18 protein-coding genes are annotated in these 17392 nt (G+C 75.3%); 10 read left to right on the top strand and 8 right to left on the bottom strand.

Translation table 11 applies throughout. From position 1 onward, the window contains the following. Positions 1-30 precede the first annotated feature (30 nt). The 4 genes from ACI79Q_RS05685 to ACI79Q_RS05700 all read left to right on the top strand — a co-directional run bounded on the left by ACI79Q_RS05685 (position 31) and on the right by ACI79Q_RS05700 (position 5687). Entirely contained in the window at positions 31-1590 is a 1560-nt protein-coding gene (locus ACI79Q_RS05685; protein WP_456587795.1) for an alpha/beta hydrolase, read from the top strand. A gap of 34 nt (positions 1591-1624) precedes the next feature. Then, the gene (locus ACI79Q_RS05690; protein ID WP_456614357.1) at positions 1625-2692 is read left to right on the top strand and encodes a DNA polymerase domain-containing protein; all 1068 of its coding nucleotides are present in this window, start codon (positions 1625-1627) and stop codon (positions 2690-2692) included. 134 nt (positions 2693-2826) lie between these two features. Beyond that, the gene (locus ACI79Q_RS05695; RefSeq protein ID WP_456587793.1) at positions 2827-4407 is read left to right on the top strand and encodes an alkaline phosphatase D family protein; all 1581 of its coding nucleotides are present in this window, start codon (positions 2827-2829) and stop codon (positions 4405-4407) included. 176 nt (positions 4408-4583) lie between these two features. After that, on the top strand, positions 4584-5687 hold the full coding sequence (locus tag ACI79Q_RS05700; protein ID WP_456614358.1) for a glycerophosphodiester phosphodiesterase family protein: 1104 nt from the start codon (positions 4584-4586) through the stop codon (positions 5685-5687). Between the two features lie 132 nt (positions 5688-5819). On the opposite strand, the gene ACI79Q_RS05705 is transcribed toward ACI79Q_RS05700, so the two are convergent. Then, positions 5820-6065, bottom strand: a complete 246-nt coding sequence (locus ACI79Q_RS05705) for a hypothetical protein (RefSeq protein ID WP_456598859.1) — start codon at positions 6063-6065, stop codon at positions 5820-5822. Between the two features lie 267 nt (positions 6066-6332). Between ACI79Q_RS05705 and ACI79Q_RS05710 the strand changes: the two genes are divergently transcribed. Next, on the top strand, positions 6333-6740 hold the full coding sequence (locus ACI79Q_RS05710; protein ID WP_456587790.1) for a hypothetical protein: 408 nt from the start codon (positions 6333-6335) through the stop codon (positions 6738-6740). Between the two features lie 158 nt (positions 6741-6898). Then, the gene (locus ACI79Q_RS05715) at positions 6899-7102 is read left to right on the top strand and encodes a cold-shock protein (protein WP_014377016.1); all 204 of its coding nucleotides are present in this window, start codon (positions 6899-6901) and stop codon (positions 7100-7102) included. A 75-nt stretch (positions 7103-7177) separates the two neighbouring features. Here the strand turns inward: ACI79Q_RS05715 and ACI79Q_RS05720 are convergent, their stop codons facing one another. Both ACI79Q_RS05720 and ACI79Q_RS05725 read right to left on the bottom strand, forming a co-directional pair. Continuing rightward, positions 7178-7654 carry a hypothetical protein gene (locus ACI79Q_RS05720; RefSeq protein WP_456596448.1) on the bottom strand — a complete coding sequence of 159 codons (477 nt, stop codon included), beginning with the start codon at positions 7652-7654 and terminating at the stop codon, positions 7178-7180. Between the two features lie 72 nt (positions 7655-7726). After that, positions 7727-8368, bottom strand: coding sequence for a hypothetical protein (locus tag ACI79Q_RS05725; RefSeq protein WP_456614359.1), 642 nt, complete (start codon positions 8366-8368; stop codon positions 7727-7729). A 174-nt stretch (positions 8369-8542) separates the two neighbouring features. Between ACI79Q_RS05725 and ACI79Q_RS05730 the strand changes: the two genes are divergently transcribed. The 3 genes from ACI79Q_RS05730 to msrB are packed head-to-tail and all read left to right on the top strand — an operon-like array spanning position 8543 to position 11792. Beyond that, positions 8543-10672, top strand: coding sequence for a sensor histidine kinase (locus ACI79Q_RS05730; protein ID WP_456614360.1), 2130 nt, complete (start codon positions 8543-8545; stop codon positions 10670-10672). Next, on the top strand, positions 10672-11328 hold the full coding sequence (locus ACI79Q_RS05735) for a response regulator (RefSeq protein WP_456587786.1): 657 nt from the start codon (positions 10672-10674) through the stop codon (positions 11326-11328). The genes ACI79Q_RS05730 and ACI79Q_RS05735 overlap by 1 nt, the downstream gene beginning before the upstream one ends. Before the next feature lie 41 nt (positions 11329-11369). Beyond that, positions 11370-11792: a peptide-methionine (R)-S-oxide reductase MsrB gene (gene msrB, locus ACI79Q_RS05740; protein ID WP_456587785.1), complete on the top strand. Its 423-nt coding sequence runs from the start codon at positions 11370-11372 to the stop codon at positions 11790-11792. A gap of 153 nt (positions 11793-11945) precedes the next feature. Here msrB and hemQ read toward each other — a convergent pair whose 3' ends face one another. The 5 genes from hemQ to hemE form a co-directional block, all read right to left on the bottom strand. Next, complete coding sequence (gene hemQ / locus ACI79Q_RS05745) at positions 11946-12665, bottom strand: hydrogen peroxide-dependent heme synthase (protein WP_456587784.1); 720 nt, start codon at positions 12663-12665, stop codon at positions 11946-11948. 46 nt (positions 12666-12711) lie between these two features. Further along, positions 12712-13686, bottom strand: coding sequence for a hypothetical protein (locus ACI79Q_RS05750; protein WP_456598860.1), 975 nt, complete (start codon positions 13684-13686; stop codon positions 12712-12714). Between the two features lie 43 nt (positions 13687-13729). After that, positions 13730-13915 (bottom strand): hypothetical protein, encoded by a 186-nt coding sequence (locus tag ACI79Q_RS05755; protein WP_456587782.1) that lies wholly within the window; start codon positions 13913-13915, stop codon positions 13730-13732. 74 nt (positions 13916-13989) lie between these two features. Then, positions 13990-15360: a protoporphyrinogen oxidase gene (hemG, locus tag ACI79Q_RS05760; protein WP_456614361.1), complete on the bottom strand. Its 1371-nt coding sequence runs from the start codon at positions 15358-15360 to the stop codon at positions 13990-13992. After that, positions 15357-16442, bottom strand: coding sequence for a uroporphyrinogen decarboxylase (gene hemE / locus ACI79Q_RS05765; protein WP_456614362.1), 1086 nt, complete (start codon positions 16440-16442; stop codon positions 15357-15359). Before hemE ends, hemG begins: the two co-directional genes overlap by 4 nt. A gap of 71 nt (positions 16443-16513) precedes the next feature. Between hemE and ACI79Q_RS05770 the strand changes: the two genes are divergently transcribed. After that, positions 16514-17146, top strand: coding sequence for a DUF3000 domain-containing protein (locus ACI79Q_RS05770; protein WP_456587779.1), 633 nt, complete (start codon positions 16514-16516; stop codon positions 17144-17146). Positions 17147-17392 lie beyond the last annotated feature (246 nt).

Consider the following 17392-nt stretch of genomic DNA (forward strand, 5'->3'; position numbering starts at 1 on the left):
GGGGGCAGAAAGGTCCCTATGCTCGTGATCATGCGTCTGCACCGAGGCCTCCCGGCCGCCGCGTCCGGCCTGCTGCTGGCCTTGCCCCTCGCGCTGAGCGGCTGCACGTCGTTCGGGGAGAGCGCCGAGGAACCGGCGGCGACCACCACGGCCCCGGCCGAGCCCGAGGCGGCGCCGATCGAGTGGACCGACTGCGACGCGCAGATCGAGCCGCTGATCGAGGGCCAGCCCGGCAGCGAGCGCGACATCGCCTTCGAGTGCGGCCGCACCGACGTGCCGATCAGCTACGACGAGCCCGGGGGCGCCACGCTGCCGCTCTTCCTGGTGCGCGCCGTGCTGGCCGGGCAGACCGACCGCATCGGCTCCCTCATGGTCAACCCCGGTGGACCGGGCGGCTCCGGCGCGGACGCCGCCATCGGGCTGGCGCTCACCCTCCCCGAGGACGTGCTGCGCCGCTTCGACGTCGTCGGCTTCGACCCGCGCGGCGTGGGTCTGTCCACACCCGTCGAGTGCATCCCGAAGGAGCTCAAGGACCGCGCGATCGCCGCGGAGCCCCGCCCCACCACCGACGAGCAGCTCGACAGCGTCTTCGCACTCTCCCGCGAGATCGCCGAGGGCTGCGCCGAGGAGTACGGCGAGGCGCTCGGCACGTTCAACACCGTGGACACCGCGCATGACATGGAGCGGCTGCGCGAGGCCCTGGGCGAGGAGCAGCTCAACTACCTCGGCTACTCCTACGGCACCACGCTGGGCTCCACCTACGCCGAGCTCTACCCCGACCGGGTGCGCGCCATGGTCCTCGACGCCGCGGTCGACCCCGACGACGACGCCATCGCCGAGGCGGAGGCCAGCGCCGCCGGGTTCGAGGCCGGCTTCGACGCCTTCGCCGAGAACTGCCGGGGCCTGATCGCCGGCTGCCCGCTGGGCGACGACCCCCGGCGCTTCCTCGAGGACCTGCTCGCACAGGCACAGGCCGCGCCGATCCCGAGCAGCGAGGAGGGCGAGACCCGCCAGGCCACGCCCGGCGTCGTCCTCACCGCGGTGCAGGCGGCGCTCTACGACACCGCGTCGTGGCCGCAGCTGGCGCAGGGCCTCGCCGCCGCCCGCGACGGCGACGCCCGGGCGCTCTTCTCGCTGGCCGACGACTACAGCGGGCGGCTGGAGGACGGGTCGTACTCCAACCTCCTCGACGCCAACGTGGCCATCAACTGCGCCGACACCGAGGAGACGGTGGAGGAGAGCCGGGTCCGCCAGCTCGCCGCCGAGTGGGGCGAGCGGTACCCGCTCTTCGGCGCCGGTTCCGCCGCCGGGCTGTTCACCTGCTCGGTGTGGGAGGCCGACCGCACCCCGGTTCCGGAGCGCGACGCCGAGGGCAGCAACCCGATCGTCGTCGCGGGGAACGCCGGTGACCCGGTGACCCCGCTGGCCGGCGCCGTCGACCTCGCCGAGGACCTCGACAACGGCGTGCTGCTGACCTGGGAGGGGCAGGGCCACACCGCCTACCCCAAGACCGACTGCGTCACCGGGGCGATCAACGCCTACCTCATCGACCTGGCGCCCCCCATGGACGGGCTGACCTGTCCGGCGTGACACTCGTCGGCCCCGGAGCGAGCGGAGCAGCTGCATGGCCACGAGCAAGGACGCCGTCGTCCTCGACGTCGACGGGCACGAGGTGCGGGTGTCCAACCCGGAGAAGCCCTACTTCCCCGATCGCGGGATCCGCAAGATCGACGTCGTGCAGTACTTCCTCGCCGTGGGCGAGGGGATCCTCTTCGCGCTGAAGGACCGGCCGACGACGCTGGAGCGCTGGCCCGGCGGCTACTCCCCCGACGCGAAGATGGCCACGCGGGCGGACACCCACGGCGACGCGTTCTACCAGAAGCGGGTGCCCAAGAACGCCCCGGACTGGGTGCCGACCGCGCACATCACCTTCCCCAGCGGGCGCACCGCGGACGAGATCGCCCCGGACTCGGTCGCCGTCGTCGCGTGGTGCGCGAACCTCGGCACGCTCACGTTCCACCCCTGGCCGGTGGACAAGACCGACGTCGAGTCGCCGAACCAGATCCGCATCGACCTCGACCCCCAGCCGGGCACCGACTTCTCCGACGCGGTGTGGGTGGCGCCGCACGTGCGGGAGCTGCTGCACGAGTTCGGCATGGAGGGGTGGCCGAAGACCTCGGGCGGCCGCGGGGTGCACGTCTACGTGCCCATCCAGCCGCGCTGGACCTTCACCGACGTCCGCCGGGCGGTGATCGCCTTCGGCCGCGAGCTGGAACGCCGTCTCCCCGACCGCGTGACGATGTCCTGGTGGAAGGAGGAGCGCGGCGAGAAGATCTTCATCGACTACAACCAGATGGCCCGGGACCGCACGATCGCGTCCGCCTACTCGATCCGGCCCCGGCCGCACGCCCCCGTCTCCGCGCCGGTCGACTGGGACGAGCTGCCCGACGTGCACCCCACCGACTTCGACGTGCTGAGCATGCCGGCCCGCTTCGCGGCCGTGGGTGACAAGCACGCCGGGCTGGCCGAGCACGCCTTCGGCATCGAGCCGCTGCTGGAGCTGGCCGAGCGCCAGGCCGCCGACGACGGCCTCGGCGACCTGCCCTATCCACCGGACTACCCGAAGATGCCGGGCGAGCCCATGAGGGTGCAGCCCAGCCGCGCCCGCCGCACCGCCGCCACCGGGGACTGATCCCCGAGCGCCTCCCCGGAGCCGGCGGTCACTGCGTTCACCGGATGCTCCTCTGCGGGTCGCCATGCCGTCCTCCCGGCGTCCTCCCCGGACACGACGCTGTCCGCCGGACACCCCACGTCGAGGAGGCACACGTGACCGGATCATCGAGTTCCCTGGACGGCTCGTCGGCCGAGGCCGCGCTGACCCGGAGGCGCCTGCTGCAGGCCGCCGCCGTGGTCGGGGCCGGCATCGGGGCGGGCACCGTGCTGGGCCCCGCCCCCCGGGCCTTCGCCGCGCCGGGCCTGGCCCGGTCGCGGCCGGAGGTGCGCTGGGGCGTGCAGAGCGGGGACGTCACCGCGCGCTCGGCGGTCGTCTGGTCCAAGACCGACCGCCCCGCGCGCATGGTGGTCGAGGTGGCGGCGACCGAGGACTTCCGCACGCCCCGTGGCCGGTGGTCGGTCGACGTCGGGCCGCACACCGACCACACGGGCAAGGTGCTCCTCTCCGGCCTGCCGGCCGGGACCGAGCTGTTCTACCGGGTCAGCTTCGCCGAGCACGACGCGGGGCAGACCAGCGAGCCGCTGACCGGTCGGCTCCGCACCGCCCCGGGCGACCGCCGGGACGTGAGCTTTGCCTGGTCCGGGGACGTCGCCGGCCAGGGGTGGGGCATCAACCCCGACACCGGCGGCATGACCGGGTTCGAGGCGGTTCGCCGGCTCTCCCCGGACTTCTTCATCCACTCCGGCGACAGCGTGTACGCCGACGGACCGCTGGAGGAGCGCGTCGTCCTGCCCGACGGCACGGTCTGGCGCAACGTGGTCACCCCGGAGAAGAGCAAGGTCGCCGAGACGCTGGACGAGTACCGCGGCCAGTACCGGTACAACCTGCTCGACGACAACGTGCGGCGCTTCGCGGCGGAGGTCCCGCAACTGGTCCAGTGGGACGACCACGAGGTGACCAACAACTGGTACCCGGGCGAGGTGCTCACCGACGAGCGGTACACGGTCAAGGACGTCGACACGCTGGCCGCCCGCGGCCGGCGGGCGTTCCTCGAGTACATGCCCATCGGGGGCAAGCGGATCGACCGGGTGCTGCCGTACGGCCCGCTGGTGGACGTGTTCACCCTGGACCTGCGCACCTACCGCGGCCCCAACTCGCCCAACCTGGCGCAGGGTGGCCCCGAGGCCCGGATCTTCGGCACCAGCCAGCTGGGCCAGCTCGCCCGGCAGCTCCGCAACTCCCGGGCCCTGTGGAAGGTGATCGCCTCCGACATGCCGATCGGGCTGGTCGTGCCGGACGGTCCGGTGAACCACGAGGGCATCGCCAACCGCGACCCCGGTCTGCCCGCGGGCCGGGAGCTGGAGATCGCCCGCCTGCTGTCCGACCTCAAGCGGCACGGGGTCCGCAACGTCGTCTGGTTCACCGCCGACGTCCACTACACCGCGGCGCACCACTACGACCCGGCACGGGCGACGTTCACCGACTTCGACCCGTTCTGGGAGTTCGTGTCCGGCCCGCTGCACGCCGGCACCTTCGGCCCGAACGAGCTCGACGCCACCTTCGGCCCGCAGGTCGTCTTCAACCGGGCCGCCGACCGCCCGAACCAGCCGCCCAGCGACGGCCTGCAGTTCGTCGGCCACGTGCGCGTCGACGGGGGCAGCGGCACGATGACGGTGCAGCTGCGCGACGTCGCCGGGAACGTCCTGCACCAGACAGACCTGACCCCGGCCTGACCGGCTCCCGGGAGGCGGCCGCGAGCGCGGCCGCCTCCCGGGAACGCGTCCGTGCGGCCTCGGCCGCCCGCCGTCGCGGCGCGCCTCCGCGCCCCGCTCCTGCTGGTGGGCCGGTGCACGGCGAGTCGCCCCCTGGAGGTCACGAGGAGGTCACGGTGGTGCGGTCGACTCACCCCATGTCACTCCTCCCGTCGTCCCCGCGACGACCCCTCCTGGCCCTGACCGCCGTCCCCGCCCTCCTGGCCCTCGTGGCGACCGCCGCCCCGGCCGCCGCCCAGTCCCCGCGCGACTTCGACCTGCAGGCGCACCGCGGTGGCCTCGCGCTCACCGTGGAGAACACCCTCCCGGCCTTCGCCAACGCCCTCGAACTGGGGGTCAGCACGCTCGAGCTCGACGTCCAGATCACCGAGGACCAGCAGGCCGTCGTCACCCACGACCGGCAGATCTCCGCCACCAAGTGCCAGGACACCGGGCCGGCCACCCCGGGCGACCCCGAGTTCCCCTACGTCGGCGACTACGTCCACACGCTGACCCTGGCGCAGGTGCGCACGCTGGACTGCGGGTCGCAGCGCCACCCCGCCCATCCGGAGCAGGAGCTGGCGCCGGGCGAGCCGATGCCCCTGCTGTCCGAGGTGTTCGACCTCGTCCGGGCCTACAAGGCCCGGCAGGTGACGTTCAACATCGAGACGAAGGTGGAGGCGGGAGCACCGCACGAGACGGCGCCCCGCGAGCAGTTCGTCCAGGTGGTCGCCGACCTCGTGATGCGGGCGAAGGTCGCCCGCCACGTGACCATCCAGTCCTTCGACTGGGGCGCGTTGATGCAGATGCGGGAGGTCGCGCCGAAGCTGCCGGTGGTCGCGCTCACCAACGGTCAGCAGTTCCTGCAGGCCGGCCAGCCGGGCGCCTCCCCGTGGCTCGGCGGCATCGACATCGACGACTTCATGACCGAAGGCCGTTCCCTGCAGGAGGCCTACGTCGCCGCGGCCGCCTCCTTCGGTGCCGACGCGGTCTCCCCCGTGCACGGCACGCCGCAGGGCGGCTCGGTCGCCGACGCGGGGTACGTGCCGTTCACCACGCCGGAGCTCGTCGACGCCGCGCACGCCGCCGGCATGGACGTCGTCCCGTGGACGGTCAACGACCGCCCCACCATGGAACACCTCATCGGCATCGGGGTGGACGGGCTGATCACCGACCGGCCCGACCTGCTGCGCGAGATCCTCGCGGAGCGCGGGTTCCGGCTGCCGCGGGCCTACCAGCCGCCGCGGACCGGCCGTTCCTGACCACTGCGCACCGCCCGCCGATGGCGGGCGGTGCGCCCGTCCGGGCGGCGGGGCCCGCCACGTCGTCCTGGCGGCCACGCCCCGTCCTGCCCCGGTCGGCTGACCGGAGCCGGTGAGCGTGCGCCCGCCCGGTCAGCCGGCCAGCCGGTGCGCGGCCGGGCCCAGGGCGTGCACCGGCAGCGGGCCCCGCTGGGAGATCTCCTGCGCCAGCTGGGCGGCGGTCACCGCGGCGCGCAGCGCGTCGGCGGACTCGGCCAGCCGGTCGGCGAGGACCAGGTCCAGGTCGGCGTCGTGCAGGTCGTCGACGTCGCGGAGGAAGACGGCGCCGCTCGGGGCGGCGACGCGGGAGGACACGGGCGAGGCGACGAGCGGGTGCATGGCGGTTCTCCTGGATCGGTGGTGCGCCGGATCCGTCCGGCAGGTCCCACCGTCGGGGAGCAGCCGCACGGCGGCGCCGAGAGAACCGCAGGAAAGCCGCAAGACCGCCCGGTCGCCGCGCTGCGCGACCACGTCGCCGGCCTGCTCCGCCGCGGGGGCGGCGCCCGTCCCCCCAACGGGTGAGCGCCGGCCCCCGGGCGGCTCCGGGCGCTCCAGCCGGGGGTAGCGGTGGTCGATGCAGGTGTCGACCACGGCGGAGGAGCACGGGTGAGGATCTGGTTGCTGGCGTACGGCGTGCTGTACGTCGTCGTGGAGATCGTCGGTCACCAGCTGGAGAGCGTCGGCTGGGCCCGGATCACCGCCCTCGACGTGGCGACCGCGGTCACCGACGCGTTCCTCACCGTCTCGATCGTCCTCGCCGTGCTGCTGGCCGGGCAGCTGGGGCTGCGCCGCTGGGCCCCGGTGGTGGCCGCGCGGCTGCACCCCCCGGCGCCTCCGGCGTTCCTCGTCGACCGGCCGCTCGGCGTCCGCTCGTGGCGCGCCGAGCCCCTCGCCCTGCCGGCCGCCACCTCCGCGCGCAGCCCGTACTCGGTGGGCGCCTACGGGCCGGCGTGGAGCCGCCGCGGACGCCGGGTGGCCCCCGCGTTCCCGGAGGAGCCCGGCCACCTGCTCTGAGGCCCGGGTGCCCTCACGACCGGCCCGGAGAAGAGTCCCAGGTCACAGTTCTGCGGCACCGGTGTCCTCATCCCCCGATCGACGGCTAGGGTGAGGACGTCGGGAAGGCCCCGCGCTATGGCAGGACCCCGATGTACCACCTCAGCTAGGAGCGAGCAATGCCCGAAGGAACTGTCAAGTGGTTCAACGCGGAGAAGGGGTTCGGCTTCGCCACCCCGGACGGCGGCGGACCGGACGTCTTCGTCCACTACTCGGCCATCCAGTCCAGCGGGTACCGCTCGCTCGATGAAGGCCAGCGGATCGCGTTCGACATCGAGCAGGGCCAGAAGGGCCCGCAGGCTGCGAACGTCACCCCGCTCTGATCGTCTGATCAGCACAGCGCCCCCCGCCCGGTTCTCCGGGCGGGGGGCGCTGTCGTTCGTGGGCCGGGCCGCCGGTCAGCGGGCCCGCGGCACGTACCCACCGATGAGCGCGGACATGAGCAGGGCCCCGTCGTGCTCGCCGACCGCGGCCGCCGCGTCGGCGAAGGCCCGCCAGCGCTGCCGCTCCAGCTCGGTCGGGGCGTTCTCCGCCCGGGTAGCGAGCTGCTCGAGCAGCCGTTCCCACTCCCCCTGGGGGGTCGGCCAGAGCCCGGCCAGCCGCCGGGCCTCCGGGGAGATCGCCGTGATGCGCACGATGTCGCCGGCGTGGTTGGTCAGCGGCTCGATGTACCCCGCGGACGCCAGCGCCTTCGCCGCGGCGATGACCTCCGCCTTGGGCAGCCCGCTCCCCGGCACGACGGAGCCGAGCAGGTACGGCGCGCCGCCGTGCTTGGGCTCGTCGACCAGCCGGGCGATCGCCCGGAGCACGGGCAGGTCTCGGGTGAACCAGACGTCGGGCAGGACGCCGTCGGGCGGCTGGGGCGCGGAGGTCACTCCCCCAGTCTCTCCCGGTCCCGGACGCGACGGCGCCCCGCCTCCCCGGAGGGGCGGGGCGCCGTCGGCGGTTCAGGCGCGGGCGCCGGTGAGGTGTGGCCGGGTGGCGAGGATGACGCCCAGGGCGACGTACCCGATCAGCAGGTGCGCGGCACCCACGTACTGGGTGATCGCCGGCAGCAGGAAGGCGGTCGGGACGGTGACCGGCGCCCAGCTCTCGGCGACCATCGGCCAGAAGCGGGCGACGCCCGTCCAGCGGCCGGCGATCGCGATGCGGACCCCGAGCGCGGCCATGCCCAGCATGGACAGCGGCCAGAAGAGGTCGATCACGAAGAAGAACCCGGTGTCGTACAGCCCGGGCGTCAGCGCCCACATGAGCGAGGACACGATCGCTACCGCGAGCAGGCCGTGCTCGACGTGCAGGATCCGCCGGGCCAGGCGGCCGGTGCCGATCGCACCGGTCCGCATCTGCACGGTCACGAGGAGCACCAGGCCGATCTGGAAGGCGACCGCGGCCAGGTTGACGACGGTGGCCTGCCAGGTGCCGGCGGGTGGCGTCGTACCCAGGAACGCGCAGGCGACCGCCCAGCTCCCGGCGCCGGCGGAGAGGGCGATCCCGGCGCGTCGGACCAGGCTCGCGGAGGCGCCGGGGACGCCGCCGGCGGGCGTGTTGAGGTCCGTGCGGGCCGGGGCGGGGGTGGTGCTGAGCGACATCTCGTCTCCCGTGGTCTCGTGCGGTGCCCTGTGCACCGCCTGGGAGAACCGTCTCGGGGCGGCGTCCCGGGCACCCAGGGCCGCGCGCCCCCGATCCGGTCCCGGAGCGTGTCCCGGGAAATACGGGACACCGGCCTCGTGACGTCCGGGACACCGGACGGCCAGTATCTGCGCGTGCAGGCGAGGATCCCGGTGGCCGAGTCCACCGACGCGGGGACCCCGGCGGGCGACGTCGCCCCCTCCCCAGCGCGCCGCCGCCCGCGGGTCGCCGCCTGGCTCGTCGTCGCGGTGGTGCTCGGCTCGACGGCCGCGGCAGCAGTCCTCGACGCGGTCACCCCGGAGGTCGCGCGGGCCGCCCGCCCCGGCGCCGAGCTCGGCTGGGTCGTCGCGCTGCCGGGGCTCGCCCTCGCCGCCCCCGCGTGGCTGCTGCTCACCCGGGTCCCGCGCAACGCGCTCTCGTGGGTGGTCGCCGGGACGGCGGTGCTCTGGGCCACGGACGGTCTGGCCGAGTCGTGGCTCACCTACGCGCTGCGCAGCGACCCTCCCCTCCCCGGTGCCAGCCTCGCCTCGTGGACCGTGGAGCGGCTCGGCGCCTTCCTGCTGCTGGGCCTGCCGCTGCTCCTGCTGCTCTACCCCGACGGCCGGCTGCCCACCGGCCGGCTGCGCCGCCTGGCCGTGGCGAGCCTCGTGTCCAGCGCGCTGCTGCCGGCGCTGCTGCTCGTCGTCCCCTCCGAGGTGGCCTACTCCCGGGAGGGCACCGGCACGCCCGACGTCTACGCCGGGCTCGACCTGGACCTCACGACCCTGCCGATCCCGCCGGACGTCGCGCAACCGCTGCTCCGGATCGCCTTCCCGCTCGCGCTGCTGGGCGTCGCCGTGCCGGCCGCCGCGGTCGTCGCGCGGTACCGGAGGGCCCACGGCGAGCAGCGCCGCCGGATGCGGTGGCTGCTCTGGGCGGCCGTCGTCGACGTGCTCGTGATGCTGTCCACGCTGCTCCTGCCCGGCGGGACGAGCACCGCGGCGCTCTCCGTCGCCGTCGCGCTGACCGGGACGGCGGTCACCCTCGGCATCCTGCGCCCGCGGGCGGTCGACATCGACCGGCTGCTCGGCGGCACCGTCGTCTACGGCGTGCTCGGGATCGGCGTGGTCCTCCTCGACCTGGCCGTGCTGGCCGGAGCCGGCGCGCTGCTCGGCGACCGGTTCGGCGAGCGCGATGCCACGCTGCTGACGCTGCTGCTCGTCGCCGCCGTCTACGTGCCCCTCCGGGCCCCGTTGTGGCGCCTCGTCCGGCGTTGGGTCCTCGGGGAGCGGGACGATCCCTACCGGGTGGTCTCCCAGCTCGCGGCCCGGCTGGAGCGGTCCGACGGCGTCGAGGCGCAGCTCGTGGCGATCGCGGCGGCGGTCGCGGAGGCGTTCCGGTCGCCCTACGTCGGCGTCGAGGTCGAGCACGCCGGGGGCGAGCGGCTGGTGGCCGAGCACGGCCGGCGCCCGGCGGCGGTCCAGTCCCTCCCGATCGCCTACCGCGGCGAGGAGGTCGGCCGGCTCCTCCTGCCCAGGGACGGCGTCCGGGCGCACCTGGTCACCCGCGACGAGGGGCTGCTGGCCGACGTCGTGCGCCAGGCTGCGGCCGCCGCCCGGGCCAGCTCGCTCGCCGCCCAGCTGCAGCGGAGCCGGGAAGAGCTGGTGGCCGCCCGCGAGGAGGAACGGCGCCGGCTGCGCCGGGATCTGCACGACGGGCTGGGCCCCAGCCTCGGCGCCGTGGTCCTCCGCATCGACACCGCCCGCAACCTGACCTCCGCGGGGCGCGCGGAGGACGGCGACCGGCTGCTGCGCGCGGTCAGGGACGACGTCGCCGGCGCCCTGGCCGACGTCCGCCGGCTGGTGCACGACCTGCGGCCGCCGGCGCTGGACGACCTCGGCCTGGCCGGTGCCGTACGGCAGCAGGCGGATCGGCTCCTCGCGCCACGGGTCGCCGTCTCGGTCACCGCCGGTCCCGGTGCCGACGAGCTGCCGGCCGCCGTGGAGGTCGCCGCCTACCGGATCGCCTCCGAGGCGCTGGCCAACGTGGCGAAGCACTCCCGGGCCGGTTCCGCCACCGTCTCGCTGCACCGTGACGACGACGGGGCGCTGGTCCTCCGGGTCGCCGACGACGGGGCCGGGATCGATCCTGCGGCACCCGCGGGCGTCGGCCTGGTATCGCTGCGGGAGCGGGCCGCGGAACTGGGCGGCCGGTGCACGGTGGAGTGCCCCGACGAGGGCGGCACGGTGGTGCGGGCGATCCTGCCCGTGGAGAGGACCCGGTGATGACCTCGTCCGAGGAGCCCCTGCGGGTGGTGGTGGTCGACGACCACCCGGTGTACCGCGACGGCCTGGCGATGCTGCTGGGCTCGGTGCCGGGACTGCTCGTCGTGGGCACCGCCGCCGACGGCATCGACGCGGTCGCGCTGGCCCGCGAGGAGCAGCCCGACGTCGTGGTCATGGACGTGCAGATGCCGCGGCTGGACGGCATCGAGGCCACCCGCCGGATCACCACCGAGTCGCCGTCGGTCGGCGTCGTCGTGCTGACCATGAGCGAGGACGACGGCACCGTGTTCGCCGCCGTCCGCGCCGGGGCCCGCGGTTACCTGCTCAAGGGCGCCGACCAGGAGGAGGTCGTGCGGGCGGTGACCACGGTGGCCTCCGGCGGCGCCGTGTTCGGGGCGGCGCTGGCCCGGCGGATCACCGACTTCTTCGCCGCCGGGCCGGCCGGCCCCGGATCGGCGTTCCCCCAGCTGACCGCCCGCGAGCGGGAGGTGCTCGACCTGGTCGCCGCCGGGCGGTCCAACGCGCAGATCGCGGCCGCGCTCTACCTCTCCCCCAAGACGGTGCGCAACAACGTGTCGAACGTGCTGAGCAAGCTGCAGGTCACCGACCGGGCGCAGGCGATCGTGCGCGCCCGCGACGCCGGCCTGGGCCGCTGAGCACCGGGAATGGTGCTGCGGCGCGGCTCGTTCGACCTGGCATGACGACCTCCCCCGAGAAGCCCCAGGTCACCAAGACCGATGAGGAGTGGCGGGCGCAGCTGTCCCCGGAGGAGTACGCGGTGCTCCGCCAGGCCGGCACCGAGCGCGCCTGGACCGGTGAGTACGTCGACACCAAGACCGTCGGCGTCTACGAGTGCCGCGCGTGCGGCGCCGAGCTGTTCCGCTCGGAGACCAAGTTCGACTCGCACTGCGGCTGGCCGTCGTTCTACGAGGCCTCCGCCGAGGACAACGTCATCCTCCGCGAGGACCGAAGCTTCGGCATGATCCGCACCGAGGTGCTGTGCGCGACGTGCCACAGCCACCTGGGCCACCTGTTCGACGACGCCCCGCAGACGCCGACCGGCGACCGCTACTGCATCAACTCGGTGAGCATCAGGTTGCAGCCCGCTACGACATCGTGATCCTCCGGACCACACCGCGGCCAGGAGCCGTGCTCTGACACGGCGATCCTCCGGATCACACCGCGACCAGGTGCCGCGGCCGGGCTGCGCTGAGCTGTTCCGCGGTCGGCGTCGGGAGGCCTCCGGCCCCCGCGACGCCGACCGCCGGGCTCACTACGCGAGGTCGCGGACCAGCTCGGCGACCGGCTTGCGGGTGCCGGTGTAGAACGGCACCTCCTCGCGCACGTGCCGCCGGGCGCGGCTGGCCCGCAGGTCGCGCATCAGGTCGACGATGCGGTGCAGCTCGTCGGCCTCGAAGGCGAGCATCCACTCGTAGTCGCCCAGCCCGAACGAGGCCACCGTGTTGGCCCGCACGTCGGGGTAGGGGCGGGCCTGCATGCCGTGCTCCTTCAGCATGTCCCGCCGCTCCTCGTCGGGCAGCAGGTACCACTCGTAGGACCGCACGAACGGGTAGACGCAGACGAACCGCCGCGGCTCCTCGTCGGCCAGGAAGGCCGGGATGTGGCTGCGGTTGAACTCCGCCGGCCGGTGCAGCGCCATCTGCGACCACACCGGCTCCAGGCGCCGGCCCAGGGCGGTGCGGCGCAGGCGGGTGTAGGCGTCCTGCAGCGCCTCGGCCGACGAGGAGTGCCACCAGACCATGAGGTCGGCGTCGGCCCGCAGCCCGCTCACGTCGTAGGTGCCGCGGACGACGACGTCCTTGCCGGCCAGCTCCTCGACCAGCGCGGTGGCCTCGTCGGCGGCGGCGGACCGCTGCTCGTCGCCGAAGGGCTGCGCCAGCCGGAACACCGACCACATCGTGTACCGGATGGTGGCGTTGAGCTCGTTGGCCCGCTTGCCGGTGCTCCGCTCGTCCACCTGCTGCTCGCTCATGCCCCCATCTTCCTCCGCGCCGCGGACGACGCGAGGACCGGGCGGCTCAGGTGCTCGGGATCACCGACAGGTGCCGGCGGGTGCGTCCCGGCAGGCAGGCGAGCGCGGCCAGCGCCAGCGCGACGCCGTCCTCGACCAAGGCCGCCTGGGTGTCGGGCATCCGCTCCGCCGCCCACCGCCGCCAGGCCAGGCCGCCGAACGAGCCGGCCAGCGTGCCGGCGGCCCCCGCCACCACGGGGAGGGCGCCGTTCGCCAGCTCCCGCGCCGCCAGTCGCCACGCGCCCTCGGCACCGGCGAACAGCCGCGGCACCAGCGCCGCCGGCTCCGTGCGCGGCGGGATGCCCGACTGCTTGTCGGCGACCACCTCGACCAGCACCCCGGCCGCCGCGAAGGCCTTCTTCGCGCTGGACATCCGGCCGACGGCCCCGCGGCTGGCCGGAGCGGTCAGCACCGGCGCCGCGAAGCCGAGCGAGCTGCGGCTCCCGGCGGCCAGCCCGAGCACCGCCGCACGCAGGACCAGGCCCGGCCTTGCCGGGGCGCGCGGAGCCGTCCGCTCGCTCGGGGTGGGCACCGCCTCCAGCACCGCCTGCACCGCGCTGCCGTACGCGAGGTGCGGAACCGCGTCGGCCATCCAGTCCGCACCCGACCAGGTACGCGGATCGCCCACGCCCAGGGCGGCCACCGCGCCGTCGGTGACCGCCGCCGACGCCGCCCCGGCCAGCGCCGCTCCGACCGGGGCGGAGAACCGCACCCCCAGGGACCGGACGGTGCTGGCCAGGACACCCACGCCCAGGCCGTTCACGGTGCCGGCGAGCGCGCCGAGCGCGGTCCGCCGGGCGTCGCGGGCGGCGCCGCGGCCGGGGATCTCCCGTCCCGCCCGTGCGGCGACGGCATCGACCAAGCGCTCGGGCACCGTGCTCGCCGGGCGCCCGCGCGCAGCCATGTCGAGGTAGTTGACGGCGTCGAGGACGACGGTGCCCAGAGCACCGGCCGCCAGGCCACGGACGAAGGTGCCGGTCATGCTCCGACCCTGTGCTGCGACGGCGGCCCCGGCAACCGGAGGCTCAGCCGGTGGCCTCCTCCGCGGTCGCGGCACCGCGCCGGGGAGCGGGCGTGCGCGCGCCGGGTGTGCGGTGGGCGGGCGTGCGGTGGGCGTCGCGGCAGTCGGGGCAGGCGGCCATCCACACGTGGTGGCGCAGGCAGCGGACGGGGGTGACGGGGAACTGGTCGTGGCGGTGGATCGTGCTCACCGGACTTCCAACGCCGCGGCGGCACCGGTGATGCCCCGGTCGGCCGTGGTCCGCACCACGGGCGGGACGGGGCATCAGGTCAGCGCGTCGAGTGCCCGGTGGGCGTCGCGGATGCACGCGGGGATGCCCACCCCGCCGAACGCGGCCCCCGCGATGCCCAGTCCCGGGACCTCCGCGACGGCCGCGCGGGCGGCGTCCACGCGCGCCTGGTGCCCGACCAGGTACTGCGGCAGGCCACCGCCCCAGCGGACGACGGCGGTCTCCAGCGGCTCCGGGCGGGAGAGCCCCAGCAGATCGGCGACGTCGGCCACCACCGCGGCGGCCAGGTCGTCGTCGCCACGCTGCAGTTCGCCCTCGTCGCGGAACCGGCCCACCGACGAGCGCACCAGGAGCACGTCCCCGCCCAGGTGCGGCCACTTGGCCGAGGAGACCGTGACGCCCTTGACCAGCCGCCCGGTGACCGGCGGCACGAGCAGCCCGCTGCCGGCGTCGACGGGCTGCGCGGGGAAGGCCATGGCGACCACGGCCATCGAGGCGTACGGGATGCCCAGCAGCGGCTGCACCGCCCCGGGGGCGACGTCGGCGAGCAGCCGGGCCGCCTTGCCGGCGGGAGCGGTCACCAGCACGGCGTCGGCGCGCAGCACCTCCGGCGCACCCGCCGGGCCGACCGACACCTCGAACCCCGCGGGCGTCCGCCGGATCCCGTGCGCGGGGGTGCGCAGCCGGACCTCGGCCCGGGCCGCTGCCACCAGCGCCGCGGGCAGCGCGCCGATGCCCTCGTCGACCGTCTGGAACACGGGGCCGTCGGCGTCGCCCCGGCTCCGGTTCCCCGCCTCCCGGGCGGCCGCGGCCGCGGCCAGCACCGACTCCGCGCCCGGCAGGTGGGCGAACAGCGCCGGCATGGTCGCCTGCAGGGAGAGCTCGTCGGCCCGACCGGCGTAGACACCGCCCAGCAGCGGCTCGACCAGCCGGTCGACCACCTCGTCGCCGAGCCGCTCGCGCAGCAGCCCGCCGACCGCGACGTCGCCGTCCACGGCGAGCGGCGGCAGCTCCACCTCGGCCCGCACCCGGGCGACGCCCGCGGGCGAGAGGACGCCGTCGAGCCCGTCCGCCGACGCCGGCACGCCGAGCACGGTGCCGGCCGGGAGCGGAAAGCGGCCGTCGGGCAGCACGACCGACGCCTGGGTGGTGGCCGGCGCGACGAGCCGGTCCCCCAGCCCGAGGGCCTCGACCAGGCCGATCGCCTCGGGCACGCGGGCCAGCATCGCCTCGGGCCCGGTGTCGTACCAGTGCCCGGCCAGCTCGATGCGGTGCAGCTTCCCGCCGATCCGGTCACCGGCCTCGAGCACGACGATCTCGTCGTCGGGACGCCTGCGGCGCCACTCGAAGGCTGCGGCCAGCCCGGTGATGCCGGCCCCCACGACGACGAGCCGGGACCGGGTCATCGCGTGGTCAGCTCGTGGACGAGCTCGACGACGTGGGTGAGCACGTCCGGGTCGGTCTCGGGCAGCACCCCGTGCCCGAGGTTGAAGATGTGGCCGCGGGCGGCCTCCGCCTGCCGCACGACCCGGCGCACCTCCCGGTCGACCGTCGCCCGGTCGGCCAGCAGGACCGCCGGGTCCAGGTTGCCCTGCAGGGAGCGGTCGGGGCCCACGCGCCGCACGGCCTCGTCCAGCGGCACCCGCCAGTCGACCCCCACGACGTCGGCCCCGGCCTCGCCGATGAGCGGCAGCAGCTCCCCGGTGCCCACCCCGAAGTGGATCCGGGGGACGTCCCGCTCCCCCAGCCCGTCGAACGCCGCGCGCGAGTGCGGCAGCACCCGCTCGGCGTAGTCGGCGGCCGACAGCACGCCGGCCCAGGAGTCGAAGAGCTGCACCGCCGACGCCCCGGCGTCCACCTGGGCGCGCAGGAAGGTCGCCGCCGACGCCGAGAGCCGCTGCAGCAACCGGCTCCACGCCTCCGGCTCGGCGTACATGAACGCCTTCGTGCGGGCGTGCTCCTTGGAGGGACCGCCCTCGATCAGGTAGGTGGCCAGGGTGAACGGCGCCCCGGCGAAGCCGATGAGCGGCGTGGGACCGAGCTCCGCGACCAGCGAGCGCACCGCCGTCTGGAGGAAGCCGAGCTGCTCGGGCGCCAGGTCGGGCAGCGCGTCGACGTCGGCGACGGTGCGCACCGGGTCGGCGACCACCGGCCCGATGCCCGGCTTGATCTCGATGTCCACACCGGCGACAACCAGCGGCAGCACGATGTCGGAGAAGAGGATGGCGGCGTCCACCCCGTGACGGCGGACCGGCTGCAGGGTGATCTCGGTGACCAGGTCGGGATCCTGGCAGGCCGCCAGCATCGCCGTGCCGGCGCGCAGGGCCCGGTACTCCGGCAGCGAGCGCCCGGCCTGGCGCATGAACCAGACGGGCGTGCGGCTCACCGGGAGGCCGCGAGCGGCACGGACGAGGTCGGAATCGGCCGGGGACGCCGACGCGGGAGCGGGACTCACGACCGCCGATCCTCCCAGACGGCCGGGCGGCACCGGTCCGCCGCGTCCTGCGGGCCTGCGGCGCGTCGGCGCCGCCGCGCCGCCTCCGGGCCTACTCTGCGGACGTGGAGCCGCGCAACCGGGCCGAGGCCGGGGACGGGAGCCGGGACGACGCCGTCCCGGCCGCCTTCCGCGCCGCCCTGGAGTCGCTGGCCGTGGTGCGCGTCCGCCCGGAGATCGAACTGGGCCGCATCCCCGCCCCGCAGCGGCTGGCCCCCTTCGCCTACGCGATCGGTGCCCGGGTGCCCGACCCCGACGCCGGGGACGACGAGGACGACCTGGAGATCGCCAGCGCGCGGTTCATCGTGCTGTTCGACCCGGAGGGCCACGAGGCGTGGCACGGCACCACGCGCTGCGTCGGCTACCTCTCCGCCGCCACCGACGAGCAGCTGGTCGACGACGCGATGTTCTCCGAGGTGGCGTGGAGCTGGCTCACCGACGCGCTGTCGGACTCCGGCGCGGCGCACCACACCGTCGGCGGCACCGTCACCCGCACCGCCTCGACCCGGTTCGGCGAGCTGGCCGGGCCCGAGCACTCCGTCGACGTCGAGATCCGCGCCTCCTGGACGGCCGACGGCGCTGACCTGGACCGGCACCTGCTGGCCTGGCTGGAGGTGCTCGGCAACGCCGCCGGGCTCCCGCCGCCCGGTGTCCGGCTGCTGGGTCCCTCCGACCGGGTCGGTAGCGAGACTCTCTAACATCGGTGCGGCACAGCGGCGCGGAGCCCGTTGCGCCGGTGCTCCTCCCCAGGATCGGCGCGGTCGGCCGCGGTGGACCCCGGCCCGGGCGCCGGTGACCGACAGACGAGGAGCGGCGAGAAGGTGGACGGCAACTGAGCACCGAGCCCACCCCCCAGCCACCGGAGGACCCGGCGGCCGCTGCGGCCCCCGAACCGACCCCGCTGCTGGCCCCCCGCGACGGGCTGCCGCCGGTCATCGAGACCT

The sequence above is a fragment of the Blastococcus sp. SYSU DS0828 genome (assembly GCF_054050975.1).